This window comes from Sulfuriroseicoccus oceanibius (assembly GCF_010681825.2).
Lineage (GTDB): Bacteria > Verrucomicrobiota > Verrucomicrobiia > Verrucomicrobiales > SLCJ01 > Sulfuriroseicoccus > Sulfuriroseicoccus oceanibius.
Genome location: NZ_CP066776.1, coordinates 3,010,858 through 3,028,849 on the forward strand (window position 1 = coordinate 3,010,858; position 17,992 = coordinate 3,028,849).

The 17,992-nt window shown below is 58.4% G+C and carries 15 protein-coding genes and 1 tRNA gene; 1 reads left to right on the forward strand and 15 read right to left on the reverse strand.

Annotated elements, in window-relative coordinates:
• Positions 1–2: 2 nt before the first annotated feature.
• From G3M56_RS12140 to G3M56_RS12195, 12 genes are all read right to left on the reverse strand, one after another.
• Complete coding sequence (locus G3M56_RS12140) at positions 3–776, reverse strand: c-type cytochrome (RefSeq protein WP_235203437.1); 774 nt, start codon at positions 774–776, stop codon at positions 3–5.
• 55 nt (positions 777–831) lie between these two features.
• A complete protein-coding gene (locus G3M56_RS12145) occupies positions 832–1,473 on the reverse strand; it encodes a cbb3-type cytochrome c oxidase subunit II (RefSeq protein ID WP_164364393.1) in 642 nt (213 codons plus the stop codon).
• Positions 1,474–1,532: 59 nt separating this feature from the next.
• Complete coding sequence (locus G3M56_RS12150) at positions 1,533–3,014, reverse strand: cbb3-type cytochrome c oxidase subunit I (protein WP_164364391.1); 1,482 nt, start codon at positions 3,012–3,014, stop codon at positions 1,533–1,535.
• Between the two features lie 48 nt (positions 3,015–3,062).
• The gene (locus tag G3M56_RS12155; protein ID WP_164364389.1) at positions 3,063–3,590 is read right to left on the reverse strand and encodes a hypothetical protein; all 528 of its coding nucleotides are present in this window, start codon (positions 3,588–3,590) and stop codon (positions 3,063–3,065) included.
• A gap of 60 nt (positions 3,591–3,650) precedes the next feature.
• Complete coding sequence (locus tag G3M56_RS12160) at positions 3,651–5,087, reverse strand: hypothetical protein (protein ID WP_164364386.1); 1,437 nt, start codon at positions 5,085–5,087, stop codon at positions 3,651–3,653.
• A 38-nt stretch (positions 5,088–5,125) separates the two neighbouring features.
• A complete protein-coding gene (locus tag G3M56_RS12165; protein ID WP_164364384.1) occupies positions 5,126–5,839 on the reverse strand; it encodes a c-type cytochrome in 714 nt (237 codons plus the stop codon).
• Positions 5,840–5,896: 57 nt separating this feature from the next.
• The gene (locus G3M56_RS12170) at positions 5,897–6,454 is read right to left on the reverse strand and encodes a DUF3341 domain-containing protein (RefSeq protein WP_164364382.1); all 558 of its coding nucleotides are present in this window, start codon (positions 6,452–6,454) and stop codon (positions 5,897–5,899) included.
• Positions 6,455–6,504: 50 nt separating this feature from the next.
• Entirely contained in the window at positions 6,505–8,019 is a 1,515-nt protein-coding gene (gene nrfD, locus G3M56_RS12175; protein WP_164364380.1) for an NrfD/PsrC family molybdoenzyme membrane anchor subunit, read from the reverse strand.
• 79 nt (positions 8,020–8,098) lie between these two features.
• Entirely contained in the window at positions 8,099–11,449 is a 3,351-nt protein-coding gene (locus tag G3M56_RS12180; RefSeq protein ID WP_164364378.1) for a TAT-variant-translocated molybdopterin oxidoreductase, read from the reverse strand.
• A 135-nt stretch (positions 11,450–11,584) separates the two neighbouring features.
• On the reverse strand, positions 11,585–12,127 hold the full coding sequence (locus G3M56_RS12185) for a cytochrome c3 family protein (protein WP_235203438.1): 543 nt from the start codon (positions 12,125–12,127) through the stop codon (positions 11,585–11,587).
• A gap of 715 nt (positions 12,128–12,842) precedes the next feature.
• Positions 12,843–14,408, reverse strand: a complete 1,566-nt coding sequence (locus G3M56_RS12190; RefSeq protein ID WP_164364374.1) for a sulfatase family protein — start codon at positions 14,406–14,408, stop codon at positions 12,843–12,845.
• A gap of 91 nt (positions 14,409–14,499) precedes the next feature.
• Positions 14,500–15,360, reverse strand: a complete 861-nt coding sequence (locus G3M56_RS12195; RefSeq protein ID WP_164364372.1) for an NAD(P)-dependent oxidoreductase — start codon at positions 15,358–15,360, stop codon at positions 14,500–14,502.
• 202 nt (positions 15,361–15,562) lie between these two features.
• On the opposite strand from G3M56_RS12195, the gene G3M56_RS12200 reads away from it, so the two are divergent.
• Positions 15,563–15,637 (forward strand) — tRNA-Met (locus G3M56_RS12200).
• 63 nt (positions 15,638–15,700) lie between these two features.
• Here the strand turns inward: G3M56_RS12200 and G3M56_RS12205 are convergent.
• The 3 genes from G3M56_RS12205 to G3M56_RS12215 are packed head-to-tail and all read right to left on the reverse strand — an operon-like array spanning position 15,701 to position 17,990.
• Positions 15,701–16,219 carry a hypothetical protein gene (locus tag G3M56_RS12205; protein ID WP_164364370.1) on the reverse strand — a complete coding sequence of 173 codons (519 nt, stop codon included), beginning with the start codon at positions 16,217–16,219 and terminating at the stop codon, positions 15,701–15,703.
• A gap of 10 nt (positions 16,220–16,229) precedes the next feature.
• Positions 16,230–16,682, reverse strand: coding sequence for a DUF4870 domain-containing protein (locus G3M56_RS12210; protein WP_235203439.1), 453 nt, complete (start codon positions 16,680–16,682; stop codon positions 16,230–16,232).
• Positions 16,683–16,724: 42 nt separating this feature from the next.
• On the reverse strand, positions 16,725–17,990 hold the full coding sequence (locus G3M56_RS12215; protein WP_164364368.1) for a dihydroorotase: 1,266 nt from the start codon (positions 17,988–17,990) through the stop codon (positions 16,725–16,727).
• Positions 17,991–17,992 lie beyond the last annotated feature (2 nt).

A 17,992-nucleotide genomic window follows, 5' to 3' on the forward strand; every position in this document is an offset into this window, starting at 1 on the left:
GACTAAGCAGCCGGAGCTTCCTCGGCGGCTGGTGCCGCACCGAGAGGCTGACCGGTTTGTGGGTCAACCGCAGCGCCAGGAAGCATCTTGTCGTGGTTTGCGTTGAGCTCCTCGGCGGTCATCTGGGCACCGGCACGCTCTGCGGAGATGTCCATGGCAGCTTGTGCCATTTCTTCCGAGACCCAGTCATCGGTCTCATTACCGAAGCTCTTACGGACGTAGTTCATGACAGCAGCGAGGCGCTCGGCATCAGGCACGGCGCTGGCCTGGGAGGCCATGTTGTTGCCGGACCACACTTTGCCGTGCACTTCGATCGGGCCCTTCACACCGTTGAGGATGATCATGGCGAGACGTTCGGTGCTTCCGGTCACCCACTCCGAGTTGGCGAGTGGTGGAATGTTCTGACCCGCGTCCCCTTCACCACCGGATTTGTGGCAACCACCGCAGCTGACGTAGACCTTTTTACCAAGGTCCATCTGCTCGACGCTCCATGGCTTGACCACGGTCTTACCACCCAGACGTGGGTCCGGAGCAGGCACATAACCAACCGCAGTGTACTTAGTGAAGTCGAAGCCGCCGGTCATTTGACCGTAGTAGGCACCGCCGAAAAGCAGGATCAATGCGCACAGGAGGAAGAGCGCGAGCGAGACCGGATGGGTGCCGCTGATTGGCTCCTCTTTCTCACGAGCGGTGATCGAGTGCTGCTTCTGGATGTCTTGGCCCTCGCGGTAATCCGCTTCGGTCTGGCGATCTTTGTTGGATGAGTCTCCCATCATTGGATGTAGGTGATCGAGATTCTAGAAATAGGTGGGAATTGGCGCGGAGCCGGAATTACTTGGCTTCCTCTTCTTCGGCGGCAGGAGCCACTGGCGCGTCCTTGCGCAAGTTGACGAGGTAGCTCACGAGAGCTTCTGCGCGGTCGGTTGGGACCACTTCGTAGCCTTCCTCGACTTCAACAGGCAGCGCGTCGGCCGACTGCTGGCCCTGGATGCGACGCTTCTCGAACAAGTGCTTGTACGATGGCATGTTCGACCATTCGGCAACCGAGCGTGGGTTGTAAAGGTGAAGCATGAGCTGCTGCTTTGCATCTTCGCCGTTGTAACGGATGTAGAGGTTCGAGAGGTCTGGACCGATGCGCTGCACACCGAGAGCGGCGTACTTTTCACCGTGATAGTCCTGAGGCACGGTCTCGCGTTCTTCGCCTGGGATGACCCAGCCATCACGCCAACGGTCAGGACCGGCGTACGTTGGGCGGATCATTTGCGAGTGACACTGGACGCAGCCCTCCTGGGCGTAGACACGGGCACCAGCGGCCACCATGCCGGCACGGACTTCCGGATAAACGGATCCGTCAACGTCATCGACGAGTGTGGTGTCGAGTTTACCAATCTCACCGTATGGCAGCGCCACGAAGAATACCCATGGCAGTGCGAAAGCGGCGATCAATCCGAGATAGAATGTGCGGACGGACATAGTGGATCAGGTCTGGAAAGTAGAAGTTGAGGAGGAAAAGGGAATGAATCAGATCGGGCTTATGCCTGGCTGGAGCTCTCTTTGGCGCGGTCGTCGAACATAGGCTGGTCGAGCTCGTGCACTTCGTGGAGAAGGGTTGGCGAACCGGCGCGGCGTCCTTGACCGAACACCATGACCCAGAGGTTGAGAACGAACGAGAAGTTCGCCATCAGCAACATGGTCCAACCGATGAGCTGGCCGATGTAGAATGGCTCGGCAGCGTCGACGATCTTCTTCCAGGATCCGTAGAGCATGAACTCTGCATTGCCCTGCCAGAAGCCGCCCACTGCAAGTGTCACCACCAGGATCAGGATCGAGTAAACGGTGAACCAGAAGTGGAAGCGGATCGAGCGACCCGATGGCCATTCGCAACCGCAAAGACGTGGCACGATGAAGTAGATGGCACCGAAGCCGGCCATGGTGAACACGCCGAGCAGCACTGCCACGTGGGTGGAAAGCACCGCCTGGGTGAGACCAGCGTACTTCGAAAGGGTTGGGATTCCGCCAAGTGCGTTGAGCACGGCAGCAAGGAAGAGCGCCACGATCGAGGCGTAGGCGAAGCGCAGGGTGGCGCTGTAGTTCACCATGCGGAAGCGGGCACCGAGGGTGGCGTGCACGTTGACCAGAATCATCAACGCAGGGATGAGGATCACGATGCCAGCCGCACCGGAAACCGCAGGCATCCAGGCAGGAAGCGGAGCACCGAGCAGACGGTGGAGACCGGTCCAGCCACCGAGAAGGATCAGCGCCCAGAACGAGGCGAGCGCCAAGCTGTACGAGAAGATCGGGCGACCGCTCACCTTAGGGATGAGGTAGAATGCCGCAGCTGCTGCGATTGGCAGGAAGAAGAGGAACTGCACACCACCGATGTACCAGTAGTTCACTGCGGTCGAAACCACGGCAGCACTTGGTGCCATGTGGATGAACACATTGGCAGTGAGGAACAAGGCTGGGAATGCGAAGAGCGCAGCCACCAGGAACCAGAGCGACACGAAGGTCTGCGGTTGGTCACGCTGGGTGAATGGAACAAATGCCCACAGAGCGATCACAATGTACGCTACGAGCAACGCAGGGCCGACCTGTTTAGGGAACTCAAGCCATTCAACACCGCTGCCAATGCCGCCGAAAACGCAGAAGATGCCGATGGTCAGAGCGATGTTCCAGAGGTGACCTGCAATGTTCGGGACCAACGAGTGCTTCATTGGCATACGGCACAAGCGGTGCATCATCCAAAGGATCACACCGAAGGCCAGGTTGAACCCGAGACCGTAAACCATGGCCAGCGTGTGGGCCGACTGGAGACGTCCGTATTTGAATGCAGGGCAATCACCGAAGGCATCCGGAGACAGCAAGGTCCAGGTCGACATCAACCCGAGGATGATGGTCGCCAGGAACCAGAACCCGGCGCTGGTGAAGAACAACAGAACCGGCCAGCGCACCGAGCGGTCGATTTGGGCTCGGAGGTTGGTCAGATCTTGATCGGATGCGATGGACGAACTCATGGTGAATGGAGAATCGAATGAAAGTCGGGGAAGGAAAATGGGGCGGGCTTACTGGTCGGCAGCTGGGGCTTCTTCAGCGCTCTCAACAGCGGCTTCTTCGGTAGCGGCAGGCTCGTCGGTCTGATCCGCTGCAGGGGCGGCTGCTTCATCAGCAACTGCTTCTTCTTCGGCAGGCTGCTCGTCAGTGGCAGGCTCGGCATCGACAGGAGCCACTGGCTCGGCAACCGGAGCTTCTTCCACGGTTGCGGCTTCGCTGGCCGGGGTGTGAACCGATGGCTTGCTGGTGAGCAACTGCTGACCGAACACTGGGAGGTAATCCCCCATTGCCGGCTGGACCAACCCCTTGCCTTCGTCGAGCCACTTGGTGGTACCGATCACCTGGGCGGCATTGGCCTCGATGGCCTCGCGCTCGGCGATACGCACCGCCGACTGCTCGCTGAGGTAGTCGTCGACCGTGCTACCACGGAAGAAGAAGTACGCAACGATGGCGAGGGCGGCGAAGGACAGGAATCCGGCGATGCCCAAAACGAAGGCGGCGATCGGATGGATCGGCTTGCTGGCGGATGATTCGGTCATTGGATCGGGTGAGAAAGAATTGGAGTCGAAACGATGAAGGGACAGAGAGTCGAAGCTGGCTTAGTTGTGCAGGTTGATCGACTCGAGGAGGCGTGGGTCGCGGCATGGGAACAAGCTGTCCTTGCGCAACGAGAAGAGGAACGCGCCAACCACAAGGCAACCGACGGTCACCACAGCGAGCAGGTCGTAAAGCACCCCACCCTGGTAGAAGTAATTGTGAGCGACCAGTGGCCCACGCATTGGGATGATCATCAGGTAGACGTCGAGCAGGTGGACGAGGAGGATGTACACCGCCATCGACGAGAGCCATGCCGGCTTACGCTTGAGCCACGACTGGAGGAGGATCACGAATGGCACGATGAAGTGAAGCACCACGAGCGCGATCGAGAAGTAGTTCCAGAACTCCGTGTTACGGATGAGGAAGTACTTGGTTTCCTCGGTGATGTTTGCGTACCAGATCAGGAAGAACTGGGAGAAAGTGATGTAGGCCCAGAAGACCACGAACGCGAACATGAGCTTGCCCATCACATGGTAGTGCTCGCTGGAAACGACACCCTTCATGTAGCCTTTGCTACGGATGTAGGTGGTGGCCAGGATGATGGTTGCCATGCCCGACAATGCGGAGCCAGCGAACACATACACACCCCACATGGTGGAGAACCAGTGGTGGTCGATCGCCATCACCATGTCGAGAGCGACGAAGGTCATCGCGAGGGCGAAGATGATCATGAAACCACAGGCGGCGCGGCGCATACGGAAGGTCAGCTTGACGCCACCTTCGCTGTCCTGACGAACCGACCACTTGCGCATCTGGCGGATGACGTAGGTGAGCAGCACGAAGAACGCGACGTAGCGGATGTACCAGAAGGTCTGGTTGAGGTAGCCCTTCTTGCCGTAGAGGATTGGGTCCTCTTTTTTGATGAGCTTACCTTTGATCTTCGAGGCATCGAAATCACCGAGGTTCTCGATCTCTTTCTGTGCGAGCTCGGCTTCCGCGGTGTTGCCAGCGGCTTCAGCAGATGCCTTGATGGCGGCGAACTCGGCAACGTGCGCGTTGTGCTTGGCTTCGAATTCCGCGATCACCTCAGGCTGCTCGGCCTTGGCTCCCAAACGGTCTTCGATTTCAGTCCAGTGCCACAGGGTGTGCTTTACCGGGGTGATGGTGAACAATGGGATCATCAGGATACCCACGACCGGGATCACGAGACCGACCTTTTCGAACACGCGGCGGACAGCAATCCCCCACCCCGAGTTGGTGGCGTGGTGGAGCAGCGTCCAGAAAACACCTCCCACCGCGATGGTGAAGAAGAAGAACGTGCCGAGCAACCACGAGAAGGAGAATGCCTTCTGCGTGCCTTCGTTGAACAAGAAGAACAAGCTGGCGACCAAACCGATGCCGCCAACTGCCAGCAATCCGGTCGCCAAACGCGAAACCTTGCTGAAGTCGAAGCGCTCACCGTTGAGCGGAAGTTCTTTCAGATTGATGTGACCTGCCATTGGAGTGGAGAGATTGAGAGACGTTGGAGAGTGAGGACTTACTCGGCTGCGGCAGCCGAGGTGGCGAGGTCGGCTTCGACGGCCGACTTGAGGCCCGGTGTGTCGATCGAGACACCGGCGTTGACGTTCTGGAGGGCGCGGACGTAAGCGACGACGGCCCAGCGCTCACGGATGGTGAGCTTGTCGGCGTAGGACTTCATGAGGCCCTTGCCATTGGTGATGGTTTCGTAAACGCGACCATCGGCATATTCGTCAGCGGAGAATGCAACCTGGTGCAGGTTGGCAATCGCGGCCCAGCCACGCTTGGCAATCATGCCCTGGCCGTCGCCGGTTGGGCTGTGGCAGATGGCGCAGTAGATACCGTACTGCTCTTCACCGAGGCGAAGGAAGGCGTCCACGTTCTCAGCGGTGAGCCCGAGTTCCTCTGGCATGCCGGTTCCGTAGTCAGTACCGATCTTACCGGTGGTGTAGTAGTTCTTCTCGGTGGTCGAGAACGCGCGCTGCTGGATGGCACCGTCTGCGGCGAGTTCGTCCGGAAGGTGGTAGCCCATTGGCACTGTGGCGTCGACTGGAAGACGGGCACCGCGGCCGTCAGCGAAGAACTTGTTGTCCTTCTGGGCCTTCACTTTGGCCTGCTGGTCCATGTCGTTGAACACCTGGATCGGCGAGTACTCCATGATCTGACCGCGGAATCCGAGGACACCGACAGCCGACAGAGCGACGAGGATGAATGCTAGAAAAATGTAGCGCATGAATCGTTGCGTGAGTTGTGGAAAATCGTGTGAAAGGAGGCGTCTGCGCCGGGTGGATTAGGAAAGCTGCTCTTCGACGAGCTCGATATCGGAGCCACCGATCTCAGAGAGGAACTCGCGGGTTTGCTCGCGGTTGAATCGCGGGTCACGCGCTTCGATAGCGATGAAGAAGCCGTCGTCGGTCACGCGCTTGAACTGCTCCGACTCAAAGAGTGGGTGGTTCATTCGTGGCAGCTGGCTGAGTGCCAACATTCCGAACAACGTGGTGAAAGCGGAGAATAGAACGGTCAACTCGAAGGTCACCGGGAAATACGCCGGAATCGTGAACAAGTTGGTCGGCTTGGCCTGCACGATGGTCGGGTAAAGCGCCACCTGGGTGCCGAACTGGAGTGCCAGAGCGGTAAGCGTTCCGGTCATACCACCGAAGAACACGAAGAATGGCAGCTTCGAGCGGCCGAGTCCCATCGCGGCATCCATGCCGTGGATTGGGAAGGACGAGTAGGCGTCCCACTTTTTGAAGCCCTTGTCGCGCACTTTGGCAGCCGCCTTGTAGAGGTCGGTCGGAGTTTCGAAGCGGGCGAGGTAGCCGTAGACTTTTTTGATTCCTGTCTTCACGAGATCTGTGTGTTTGAATCGAGATTGATGGGTTCCGTGTCCGCTTGGGATTAGCAGTTACCTCCAGTGCGCTTGCCGGTGATGACTTCGCCATCGGCCTCGTAGCACTTGGCGCCTGCGGCTTTCTTGGCTTCTTCCATTTCGTCGTGGTGGACGTTCGACGAGAGGAGTGTCCACTTCACTTCCGCGATGTTCACACATGGGAGGAAGCGGAGGAAAAGCATGAACAAGGCGAGGAACATACCGATGGTTCCGACGAAGGTCATGACGTCGACCGGCGATGCCGAGTAGTACTGCCAGTCACCTGGGAACCACATGCGGGCCAGGGTGGTCACGATGATCACGAAACGCTCGAACCACATGCCGATGTTGACGAGCATTGCCACGCCCATGACGACCCAGAGGTTCTTACGGCACTTCTCGAACCAGAAGAACTGAGGCGAGACCACGTTGCAGAACATCATCACGAAGTAGGACCATGCGTATGGGCTGTCTTCGTCGGCACCGATACGCTTGGCGAATGCGGCCCACTCGAACTTGTTCTGACCGTACCAGGCGATGAAGAGCTCCATCAGGTAGGCGTAACCAACCAAGCATCCGGTGAAGGCGATGATCTTGGCCATGTTGTCGATGTGCTTCATCGTGATCAGGTCCTCAAGACCGAAGATCTTACGAGCTGGCACCATCATGGTAAGCACCATGGCGAATCCACCGAAGATCGCACCCGCCACGAAGTATGGTGGGAAGATGGTGGTGTGCCAGCCCGGCACAACCGACGTTGCGAAGTCGAAGGAAACGATGGTGTGCACCGAAAGCACGAGTGGGGTCGAGAGAGCTGCGAGGAGCAGGTAGCACATCTCGTAGTGGCGCCACTGGCGGTTGCCACCGCGCCATCCCAGAGCGAGCACGCCGTAGGCGAACTTGCGGAACTTGTTCTTCGCACGGTCACGGATCGACGCCAGGTCAGGCACCATGCCGATGTACCAGAAGATCAAGGATACGGTGAAGTAAGTCGAAACCGCGAACACGTCCCAAAGAAGCGGCGACTTGAAGTTCTGCCAGATGGCGTTCGCGTTTGGAATCGGAGCCAGGAACCAAGCCATCCAGACACGGCCCACGTGGAATGCCGGGAAGATACCCGCGCAGCACACCGCGAAAATGGTCATCGCTTCCGCAGCACGGTTAATCGAGGTTCGCCAGTTCTGACGCGTTAGGAAAAGAATCGCTGAAATCAGCGTTCCCGCGTGACCGATACCAATCCAGAACACGAAGTTCACGATCGGCCATCCCCACATCAGCGAGTTGTTGTTGCCCCAGACACCGACACCGGTGGAAACGAGGTAGGTCAGACCACCGCCCACGCCGAGAAGCGCGATGATTGCGGATGGAATGAAGATGATCCACCACAGCAGTGGCATGCGGTTTTCAACGATGCCGCAGATGCGGTCGGTGATCCATGCGTAGCTGCGGTTGTTGAGGATCAGTTCCTCGCGTTCGAGCACCTCGAGCTGAGGTTGCCCGGCGCTTGCGGTAGCTGAAGATTTGGCGGTGGTTGCGTCTGCCATGATCTGACTGGCTGTAAGGGATGGGATGATTGGCCGGTGCTTTGGGACACCGGCCGGTCAAGGGTGGGAATCTGACGGATTAGTGAATGCTGACCGTTGCGTTGCCGATGAACTTGGCGTCAGGCATGAGCTTGTTCGGGTTGCGGACACGCGCCAGGTAGTTGGTGCGTGGACGGGTGCCGATGTAGCGCAGCAGGTCGTACGAACGTGGGTGCTTGAGGATGATCTCACCACCTGGCTCGTCGTTCTCGAGCTGCTTGAACTGGTGCAAGCGGGACTTTGGATCAAGCAGGTTGCCGAAGACGATTGCCTCCGATGGGCAGGCCTGCTGACACGCGGTCTTGAGTTTGTTCGAGTCGACGCGCAGGTCGTCGGCGCTGACACTGAGTGTGTCCGACGGCTTGCCGGTGACCAGTGCCTTGTCGCGGCGGATCGAGGTCTTCTCGATCTTGGCGAGCTGGGTGCGCTGGATGCAGTAGGTGCACTTCTCAATCACACCACGCATGCGGACCGACACGTTCGGGTTCTTACCAAGCTTCTCGGACTCTGGCTTGCCGGTGCGATCCTTGTCGGAAAGCGGGCCGCTGTAGAGCTGGTCGAGTGGGCGCTTGTTGTAGTCGAAGTAGTTGAAGCGACGTGCCTTGTATGGGCAGTTGTTCGCGCAGTAACGGGTACCGATGCAGCGGTTGTACGCCATCAGGTTCATCCCCTCTTCCGAGTGGACGGTCGCGTTCACCGGGCAAACGGTCTCACATGGAGCGGACTCACAGTGGACACATGCAACCGGCTGGACAAGCATCGCCGGGTTGTCTTCGTCCGCCATCTCACCGTGGTTGGTGGCGCGGTCAACGAAGTAACGGTCCATGCGGATCCAGTGCATCTCACGGCCGCGGCGGACTTGCTCCTTACCGACGATCGGGATGTTGTTTTCCGACTGGCATGCAACCAAGCACGCGGTACATCCGGTGCAGCTGTTGAGGTCGATGACCATGCCCCACTGGTGGAGCTCATCGTTCAAGAGCGGCTTGCCGCTGGCGTCGTTCGGCTTGTAAAGAGAGATGTTCTCAGGGATGTGACCGTCCATCCCGTGGTTGTAAGCAAAGCCAACCTTGTTGGTTGGGTGCTTCTCAAATTCTTTCTGGTTGTCGAGCGTGCCCTCACGGACCAAGGCACGACCAGACATGGTGCTGTGCTCCTGGGTGAGAGCGACGGTGTAGGTGTCTTCCAGCTTGGTGAGATTGGCACCACCGAGGATGAACGACTCACCGGAACGGAGTGGGTTGACGTTGAAGCCAGTCCCCTCACCCACGCGCATTGGAAGCGCCGGGGTCTCACCCTTGGCTGCCTCTGGGCACTGGCCGTAGCCGAGCTTGAGCGTGACAACGTTTTCAGCGTGACCCGATGCGATCAAAAGGGCGGTCGTGATCTTGGCACCGCTTGGAGTGGTGATTTCCACCATTGGCACCTGCTGCTTTGAATCATCGTAGTCATCGGCGATTCCGAGAGCAGCTGCGGTCTTAGGAGCGATCAACGCAGCGTTGTCCCACGTAAGCTTGCTCACTGGATCCGGAGCTTCCTGAAGCCATCCGTTGTTGATGAAACGGCCGTCCCACACGCTGTAGTCAGCGGTGAATGCCAACTCGAGGGACTCAGGTGACGCCGCTGGCAGCATTGCAGCCTTGAGCTCGTCATCCTTCACGTTGCCCATCGCCGTACCGGTTGCTGCCGGGAACTTCGAGCCCTTGAGGAAACCATCGCGGAGGATCTTCGCCCAGGTGTTGTCTAGATCCGCGGCTGGGACACCCATTTCAACGAGCGTCTTGCGGACGGCATCGAGCGCAGGATCTGCGTCCGGGTTCTCTGCGGAGAACTCACCAGCGAGTTCCAAAAGTAGGTTCAGCTCGCTGACCGCCGCATCGTAAAGCGGAAGGATCATCGGCTGGACGACCGAGTAAACACCGCGGTTGTCGTAAACATCACCCCAGTTCTCCAAGTAATGGGTGCCAGGGATGTGGAAGTTCGCGCTGACAGCCGTCGCGTTAACGCGGGTGCCATTGTGAACGAAGAGCGAAAGCTTGTTGCGGAGGCCAGCCCAGTCGAAGTCACCAGCAGTGTCGTAAGCAGGGTCTGCAGGGGTGGTTGCGAGAAGTGTGGTCACTTCACCGCCTTCCACAGCGGCCTTGAGGTCGGCAAGTGTGCCGTACTCGTTGGCAGGAGTCTGAACGAGCTGGACCACTGCATTCTCGTCGGAACCAACCGACCCGAGGAAGCGATTGATAGCGTCGGCGAGGACGTGCACCACCTTTGGTTGGCGCTCACCCACGAGAACGACCGACTTGGAGCCGTTTTTCTTGAGGTCAGCTGCGGCTTCCTTGATCCAGCGTGGATCGAACTCACCGGCAGGAACGTCGACCGTGATGTTAAGTCCGAGCTCCTTGGCGACCGCAGCAGCGAACGCAGGGATGCGGCCGGCAGCCACACGCACACGGTGATCAGCCATTCCGCCGGTCACGCTGTAAGCAGGCTCGGCGAGGTAGAGACGAAGCGTGTCGTCCTTGGTCTTGGCTGTGTTGTCATCGCCTTGCTCCGGCTTGCGGGCTGCGGCGAAATCGCTTTCGGTGCGGTTGTCCGGGCAATCGACTCCGAGGAAATCGCTATCGAGGGAAAGAACGCGCTTGGCGTTGCGCAGGTTCACCACCTGACGGACCCCAGCACCGCTGAGCTCATCGGCGGCTTCGCGGTTGGTACGAGCGAGTGCTTCGTATTCGAAAACTTGAAGTCCACCGAACTTCGACTGGAGCGCCTCGATCGCACGAGCGCGGGTCGGCGAGGAATTCTGACCGACCAAGAGAGCAACACCCTTACCGGCATTTGCTTCGAGAGCCGCGGTCAATGCGGCCTTGGCCTGATCGGCTGCGTCCTTACCAGCAGGCTGACCATCGACGAGCACTGCGGACGAACGGTCCGGATCGTACATGTCGAGGATCGACGCCTGATCGAACGAGTTGGTCGCACCAACGGAGTTCGGGTGAAGTGGGTTACCTTCCACTTTGGTCGGACGACCTTCGTGGGTGGTGATCACCATTGGTACCGCACCATTGCCCACTGGGCGTGCGGTCGAATAAAGCAACGGACGGCCAGGAACCACCCACTCCACACTGTCGGTGTAAGGAACGAGGAAGCTCTTCGGCTTGCGGCACGATGCCATACCGAATCCAGCCAGAGCGGTCGATGCGCCCATGAACTTGAGGAACCCACGACGCGAAAGCTCGGCGTCTTCCTGGGAGTCCATCTCCGCCGCACCTGCAGGGAACTCGCGTTCCAGCCACTCACGAAACTCAGGGGTGTCCTTGAGTTGCCCCTGGCTGCGCCACGCACGTGCCGTGCCTTCAGGGTTCTGATCGACGGGATGTTCAAACTTGCGCTTCATTCTGGTGGATAATGAGGAAATTGGGAAGCCCCCGGATCGCTAGAAGCGGGAGCTGGCGGCGGGACGTGCCCGCCAGTGAGTTAAAAGTATGTGAGTCGTTCGTTTGTGGTGCCCGATCAGCCTCGGGCAACGAGCTTATCGGTGACAGCCGCCGCAGGTCTCAGGTGGGTCAATGCGCCACTGGTCCTTCAGCATAAGGCCAAGCTCTTCCTGGGTGAGCTGCTTGAGCTCACCGTCAACCATGACCGGCGGGTGATCCGCAGCGGTCCAGGCAAGATTGGTAACCTGCTCGATCGGACGCAGGTGCTTCTCTGGCTCGCGGTGACACTCCAAGCACCAGCCCATGCTGTGGTTCTCGGCGTGGAACACCTTCTCCATCTGGTCGATGCGACCGTGGCAGGAAACACAGCCAATACCGCTGTTCACGTGAGCGGAGTGATCAAAGAACACATAGTCAGCAGTCTCGTGGATCTGCACCCACTCAAGCGACTTGCCGGTTTCAGCTGCATCGCGGACCACGGCGAGCGCATCGCTCTGGGTCTTCACACCAGCTTCGTGGCAGTTCATGCAGGTCGACACTGGCGGAATGTTCGAGTGGTTCGACTCGGTCACATTGCTGTGGCAGTAGCGGCAGTCGAGGCCGAGCTCACCCGCGTGCAACTTGTGCGAGAAAGGCACAGGCTGATCAGGAGCATAACCTACACGCGTATACTTGGGCGTTCCGTAGTAGGTAAAACCCAGTGCCAGCGTAATTCCGACTACGCCTACGAAGAGGCCAATTTTAATCGGCAGAAAGTTGGAGGATCGAGGAAAGAGGTTGGCCATCGCAGCGGCTTATTTAAGAGCTTGTGAAATCTTTCACAAGCGGATTTTTGCTCAAGTTTTTGATCAATGTTCCGAGAATCGGGACAAATCACCCGCTCCGGTCAAAATTCACGAGACAAGCCCATGAACCCACTTCGAAAACGGGACGTGCAAGGAAGCGTGGATCGCCACTGCTTCAAGCGCTTATTTCGGATTTCTGAACATCAACGAACCGAGAACCTACAAGCAACTAAGAATCAATCAACTACGAGACTGCAAACATTGTTCCAAAGTGGCGAAAAATCACCATTCCGAGCCCCTCACGAACCAAATTCCGTCGCAACGCAGCTAGAAAATCAGACAAATCCTGGAATACGACTCAATTCCAAGCGGGAGAACAAAATACAGCAAAGCGATGACCACCCCACCCCGGCGCAATCCTAAATAAAGGCGCATTGCTAACAGCTGACCCCCAACCACAAACCAACACCCCCAAGGCAAAAGAAAATCCGCCACCTCCAGATGGAAGTGGCGGATCGCAAATTGAACTCACACGGCCGGCACCGAAGCCCGCCGCGAGTTGGCTGTCTTATTTCGGCATGTGCTCCTCGTAAGTTGGAGCCTCGTAAACCTCGCGCAGACGGTTGTACTCGTCCTTCAGAGCATTCTGCACCTTGGCATAAGCAGGCTCACCGTAGACGCTGCGCAGCTCGTTCGGATCCTTCTCCAGGTCGAACATCTGCCACTCGTCGGTGCCCGGCAAGTAGAACAACTTGTAGCGCGATGTACGCACGCCGTAGTGCTGCGGCACCGCGTGCTCACCGATTTCGTAGTAGGCGTAGTAGAGCGACTTGCGCCAGTCCACATCGCCACCCTTCAGAATCGGGACGATCGACTCCCCCTGAATGCCCTCAGGCGCGGCAAGCCCGGCCATTTCAAGGAAGGTCGGAGCATAGTCGATGTTCTGTATCATCTCCTGCGGACGCGAGCCCGGCTTGATGACGCCCGGCCAGCGGATGACAAACGGCATCTTGAACGACTCCTCGAACATCCAACGCTTGTCGTACCAGCCGTGCTCACCAAGGAAAAACCCCTGGTCCGACGAGTAAATGACGATGGTGTTTTCATCGAGACCATTCTTCTCCAGATACTCGAGCATGCGCCCCACCCCCTCATCCACCGCCTTGACGGTGCCGAGGTAGTTTTTCATGTAGCGCTGGTACTGCCAACGGATGACGTCTTCACGAGTCATCTCGCCCGCCTTGAAGGAATCGAGCATCTTGCGGTTGAGCGGCTTGTAATGCGCATCCCACTGCTTCTTCTGCTCTGCGGTCATGCGATGGTACTCAGGCGCATGGTTGTCGCGATAGCCCGGCAGCTTGATGTCACCTCGCTCATCGGCACGGACCTTGGCGTCGTAGGACCAGCGGAAGTGGTTGGCGATCGACATTTCGTTCTTCTTCAAGACCTCGCTGCGGTTGGCGTAGTCATCGAACAACGTCTCCGGCTCAGGGATCTCCACACCATCGAATGCGGCCAAGTGACGCAATGGCGGGCAGAACGTGCGGTGCGGCGCCTTGTGCTGGCACATCAGGAAGAACGGCTTGTCCTTGTCACGCTGGTCGAGCCACGCAATCGCCTTGTCTGTGGTGAGATCGGTCGCGTAGCCCTCGAAGCGCTTGCGCGATCCATCCATCTGAATGAAGTCCGGGTTGTAGTAGTTCCCCTGCCCCGGCAGGATCTCCCAGTGATCGAAGCCAGTCGGCGTGCTGTGCAGGTGCCACTTGCCGATCACCGCGGTGGAGTAGCCATTCTTCTGGAGCTCTTTGGCAACCGTCCACTGACTGCCATCGAACCCACGCCCCGTGTTGCGCATGAAACCATTCTTATGGCTGTGCTTTCCAGTGAGGATGCAGGCGCGGGATGGCCCACAAATCGAGTTCGCGCAGAACGAATTGACGAACAACGCCCCCTCGTTGGCGATGCGGTCGATCTGAGGTGTCGGCGCCACATCCTTGAGTGGCCCGCCGTACGACGAGATCGCATTCAGTGCGTGGTCATCCGAGAAGATGAATAGAATGTTCGGGCGGTCTGCAGCGAATGCAGAGCTCACCGCCAGAACGGATGCAGAAAGCAATGAGATTCCTAGTTTCATATTTTTGTTGTTTTCGACGAAGGAAACGAAGTGCGCGGCCTACGTCAAGCTGCCGCCCACTCTTTCGTGTTGACGCAAACTCTACACCGCTTTAGCGGGCGAAGTCCGGCGCCTTGCGGGCAAACTGACGGTACATCGCCGAATAGTCCAATTCGGCATCCCCTTCTTCGCAACGCTCAGTCATGACCCGGTTGGCCACCGTAATTCCCGGCAACTCCAGCCCGACCTGGGCCGCCAACTCAAGCGCGAACGCACTATCCTTGCGCATGTTGTCGACGCTGAAGTGCGTGTCGTAGTCGCCGGCAGCCATTGCCGGCATCTTCATCTTGGCCAACACAGAACCGCAGGCATTCGATGCCACCGCATCAATCAGCACTTGAGAATCCACACCGCTGGCCTCGGTCAGCGCCATCGCCTCGCTGAGCGCCTGCACCACTTGAGCAGAGATCAGATTGGTCGCGATCTTGATCACCGTCGCACTCCCCACCCCGCCAATCACCTTCAACTCTTTCGATGTCGCGTCGAGCACTGGCTTCATCCGCTCGATCAACGCGGGATCGCCCCCAACGTAGTAAACAAGCTGCCCCGCAGCCGACGCGTCCTTGCTGCCAGTGAATGGACAATCCAGGAACCCACAGCCGATCTCGGCACATGCCACCGCAATCGCATGGGTCGTCTCAAGATCGACGGTCGAGTGGTTCATCACCACATGTTCTGGAGTGAGCTGATCGCGGATCAGATCGAAGGTATCGCGCAGTGCCACCCCATCTTTGAGGTAGAACGCGAGCACCTTCGCCTTGGCGGCAGCTTCCTTAGGTGTTGCCACGTCTGTCTCGCCCCCTTTTGGAGTTCTGTTCCACGTCACCACCTCATAACCAGCCTTGGCCAGATTCGCCGCGCAGCGCGACCCGATAATGCCCAGTCCGAAGACTGCAACCGCTTGATTTGTCATGCACACAACCGACCAGATCCTCCAGCAAGGATCAAGCGGGAATCCACGCGCACACAAGGATCGCGCCGCATTTCCAGCACCCGCAACCCATCCAAAAAATCACATTTCACCCCAAATTCTTCATTGACGATGACCCAGAAGTGAATATATGTGCAGTCCCGACGCTGGTAGGCGCTTCAAGCAACCACCGGACGTCAAAAATGGCAGGGTAGCTCAGTGGTAGAGCAGAGGACTCATAAGCCTTTGGTCGGGTGTTCAAATCACCTCCCTGCTACCATTTTCAATATAAAAGCCCGCATCCTTACTTTGAGGATGCGGGCTTTTTTGTGCCTGCCGAGAATCAGGTGATCCGCAGCACAGCGTAGGTCCGCTCTTCAGCGAGCACATAGTTGGCAGTTCCTACCACAGGCAGGGCCATACACAGGGTGACGAACACGCTCATCGCCACGCCGGATTGCCCCCGCCCCAATCGCCAGCCCAACCAACCGGCGACCGCAAGCACAATCCCACACAGCACCAATCCGACCAAGAGAAGAGCCCCGACGAGCGGATCATGCCGCAAAGCCATCACAACGAGAAAGAGCCAGGCCGCCAACACGGCAATCGCCAGCACCAACAGGCCGGTAACCGCCGCTCTTGCGACGCCCCAACAAAACTGAAGCCGCCGCAGCCATGAGGACCGGGCTCCCAACTCAAAAGACAGCGCCTCTCCGCCCTCAAGGTCGACTCGATCAACCAATGAGACGCCGCCACGCAACGTACTCACCGATTCATCCAGCACGACCACATCGTCGCCGCGCTCGCGGCACGCATCCGCGTAGCGCAAGGCGGCATCGAGGGAAAAGAAGCGCGCGATCACAGCGGCAACTCTACTTGATCAACCGAATGGTGAACGGGTAGCGATACGCCGTGCCGTTGTTGGCAGCCACGGCCGCGAGAATGATGAACACGATCGAGCCCACCGTGACGATCGGAAGCAAAATAAAGCCGATCCCAACGATACAAAGGAATCCAGAGACAATCGAATAGATCCAGACGCTGATCTGGAAGTTGAGCGCCTCCTTCCCCTGGTCGTCCACGAATGGCATCGTGTCCTTCTTGAGCAACCAGAGAACCAACGTTCCAATCGGAGCGAAGGCAAATGCCAGCAAGTGACACAGCATCCCCATCGTTCGATCGTCCTGAGTCAGCGCAGCCAACGAACCAGCGGCCGGCGGCGGACTCTGAGGTGCGTGGTACGGCGACGATGGATCGTGCTGCTGCCCACCTGGATTTTGTGGCGGGTTTTCATCGGATGGAAATTGAGGAGGCTCATTGTTCATAACAAGCCTGCTCATACCACCTGACCACTCCCGGCCGCGAGGTTAAAATGCGGTGTATCGCGAATCGAGCCAAACGCCGCGGACCTGACCGCGCAGAGTTTCACCGACAAATGGCGAGTTCAGCCCCAGCGAACGGAAGCCGTCGCGAGTGACGTGCTGATCCGCATTCGGATCAAACCACACCAAGTTGGCACGCTGACCCACCTCGATCGCCGGCACCTCCAACCCGAGGATCTCGCGCGGCTTTTGCACGTATGCGCGCAAAATCACGTCCCACCCCATCGCTCCGGATTCCACCAAGCGGTCGTTCACCACCGGCAGCACCCAATCGAGCGCACTCACTCCGAATGGAGCCGAGCTGAAGTCCACTGTCTTTTCGAAGTCTGTGTGCGGCGCATGGTCCGACACAATCACATCGATTGTCCCGTCGACCACGGCAGCCACCAGCGCGGCGCGATCTGACTCCGAGCGCAATGGCGGGTCCACTTTGTAGCAAGTGCCATAGCCGATCACCGCCTCATCAGTGAAAATCATGTGGTGCAACGATGCCTCACACGTGACATCCAACCCTTCGCTCTTGGCGCGGCGGATCAACTGCACACTGCGCGCGGTCGACACGTGCTGGATATGCAACTTACAGCCAGTCATGCGCGCCAACTCGATATCGCGAAATACGCAGAGCTCTTCGGCCAGCGCCGGCATACCAGGCAGACCCAGCGAGTACGCCACGGGTCCTTCGTTCATCGCTCCGTCTTTGACCAATGCAGGAGTCGAGCAATGCGATGTCACCCGCACCCCGAACTCACGCGCATATTCCATGCAGCGACGCAGCAACTGTGCATCCTCGAGCGGCGATGGATCGTCCGTGAGCATCCGCACGCCCTCGGCAGCCATTGCGGCAATCGCGGACATTTCCTTGCCCTCGCGCCCTTTGGTCAACGTTCCAGCTGTCAGCAAATCAACCGACGACTTGCGTGCGGCGAGGTCTTTGACCGATTGCACCATTCCCCCAGTGTCGATTGGCGGGTCTGTGTTCGGCATTGCCAGCATCCCGGTGACGCCACCATGCAATGCGGCCGCAGATCCTGTCGTGATGCTCTCCTTGTCCTCGCGCCCCGGCTCGCGCAGGTGCACGTTCATATCGAACAAACCAGGCATCAACAATCCACCTTCAGCGTCCACCACTGTCGCACCCTCGGCGACCGGCAGCGATCCACCGACAGCGGTGATCACACCGTCGCGAATCTCCACATCCGCAACCTCACCGGTTGCCACCAACTTGGCGTTTTTAATCAACGTCGTGTCCATGA

Excerpts from the sequence above, each read along its gene's own strand:
- G3M56_RS12145 (WP_164364393.1), bottom strand. The coding sequence starts at position 1,473 with ATGTCCGTCCGCACATTCTATCTCGGATTGATCGCCGCTTTCGCACTG.
- G3M56_RS12160 (WP_164364386.1), bottom strand. The coding sequence starts at position 5,087 with ATGGCAGGTCACATCAATCTGAAAGAACTTCCGCTCAACGGTGAGCGC.
- nrfD (WP_164364380.1), bottom strand. The coding sequence starts at position 8,019 with ATGGCAGACGCAACCACCGCCAAATCTTCAGCTACCGCAAGCGCCGGG.
- G3M56_RS12165 (WP_164364384.1), bottom strand. The coding sequence starts at position 5,839 with ATGCGCTACATTTTTCTAGCATTCATCCTCGTCGCTCTGTCGGCTGTC.
- G3M56_RS12210 (WP_235203439.1), bottom strand. The coding sequence starts at position 16,682 with ATGAACAATGAGCCTCCTCAATTTCCATCCGATGAAAACCCGCCACAA.
- G3M56_RS12155 (WP_164364389.1), bottom strand. The coding sequence starts at position 3,590 with ATGACCGAATCATCCGCCAGCAAGCCGATCCATCCGATCGCCGCCTTC.
- G3M56_RS12215 (WP_164364368.1), bottom strand. The coding sequence starts at position 17,990 with ATGGACACGACGTTGATTAAAAACGCCAAGTTGGTGGCAACCGGTGAG.
- G3M56_RS12150 (WP_164364391.1), bottom strand. The coding sequence starts at position 3,014 with ATGAGTTCGTCCATCGCATCCGATCAAGATCTGACCAACCTCCGAGCC.
- G3M56_RS12140 (WP_235203437.1), bottom strand. The coding sequence starts at position 776 with ATGATGGGAGACTCATCCAACAAAGATCGCCAGACCGAAGCGGATTAC.
- G3M56_RS12195 (WP_164364372.1), bottom strand. The coding sequence starts at position 15,360 with ATGACAAATCAAGCGGTTGCAGTCTTCGGACTGGGCATTATCGGGTCG.
- G3M56_RS12180 (WP_164364378.1), bottom strand. The coding sequence starts at position 11,449 with ATGAAGCGCAAGTTTGAACATCCCGTCGATCAGAACCCTGAAGGCACG.
- G3M56_RS12190 (WP_164364374.1), bottom strand. The coding sequence starts at position 14,408 with ATGAAACTAGGAATCTCATTGCTTTCTGCATCCGTTCTGGCGGTGAGC.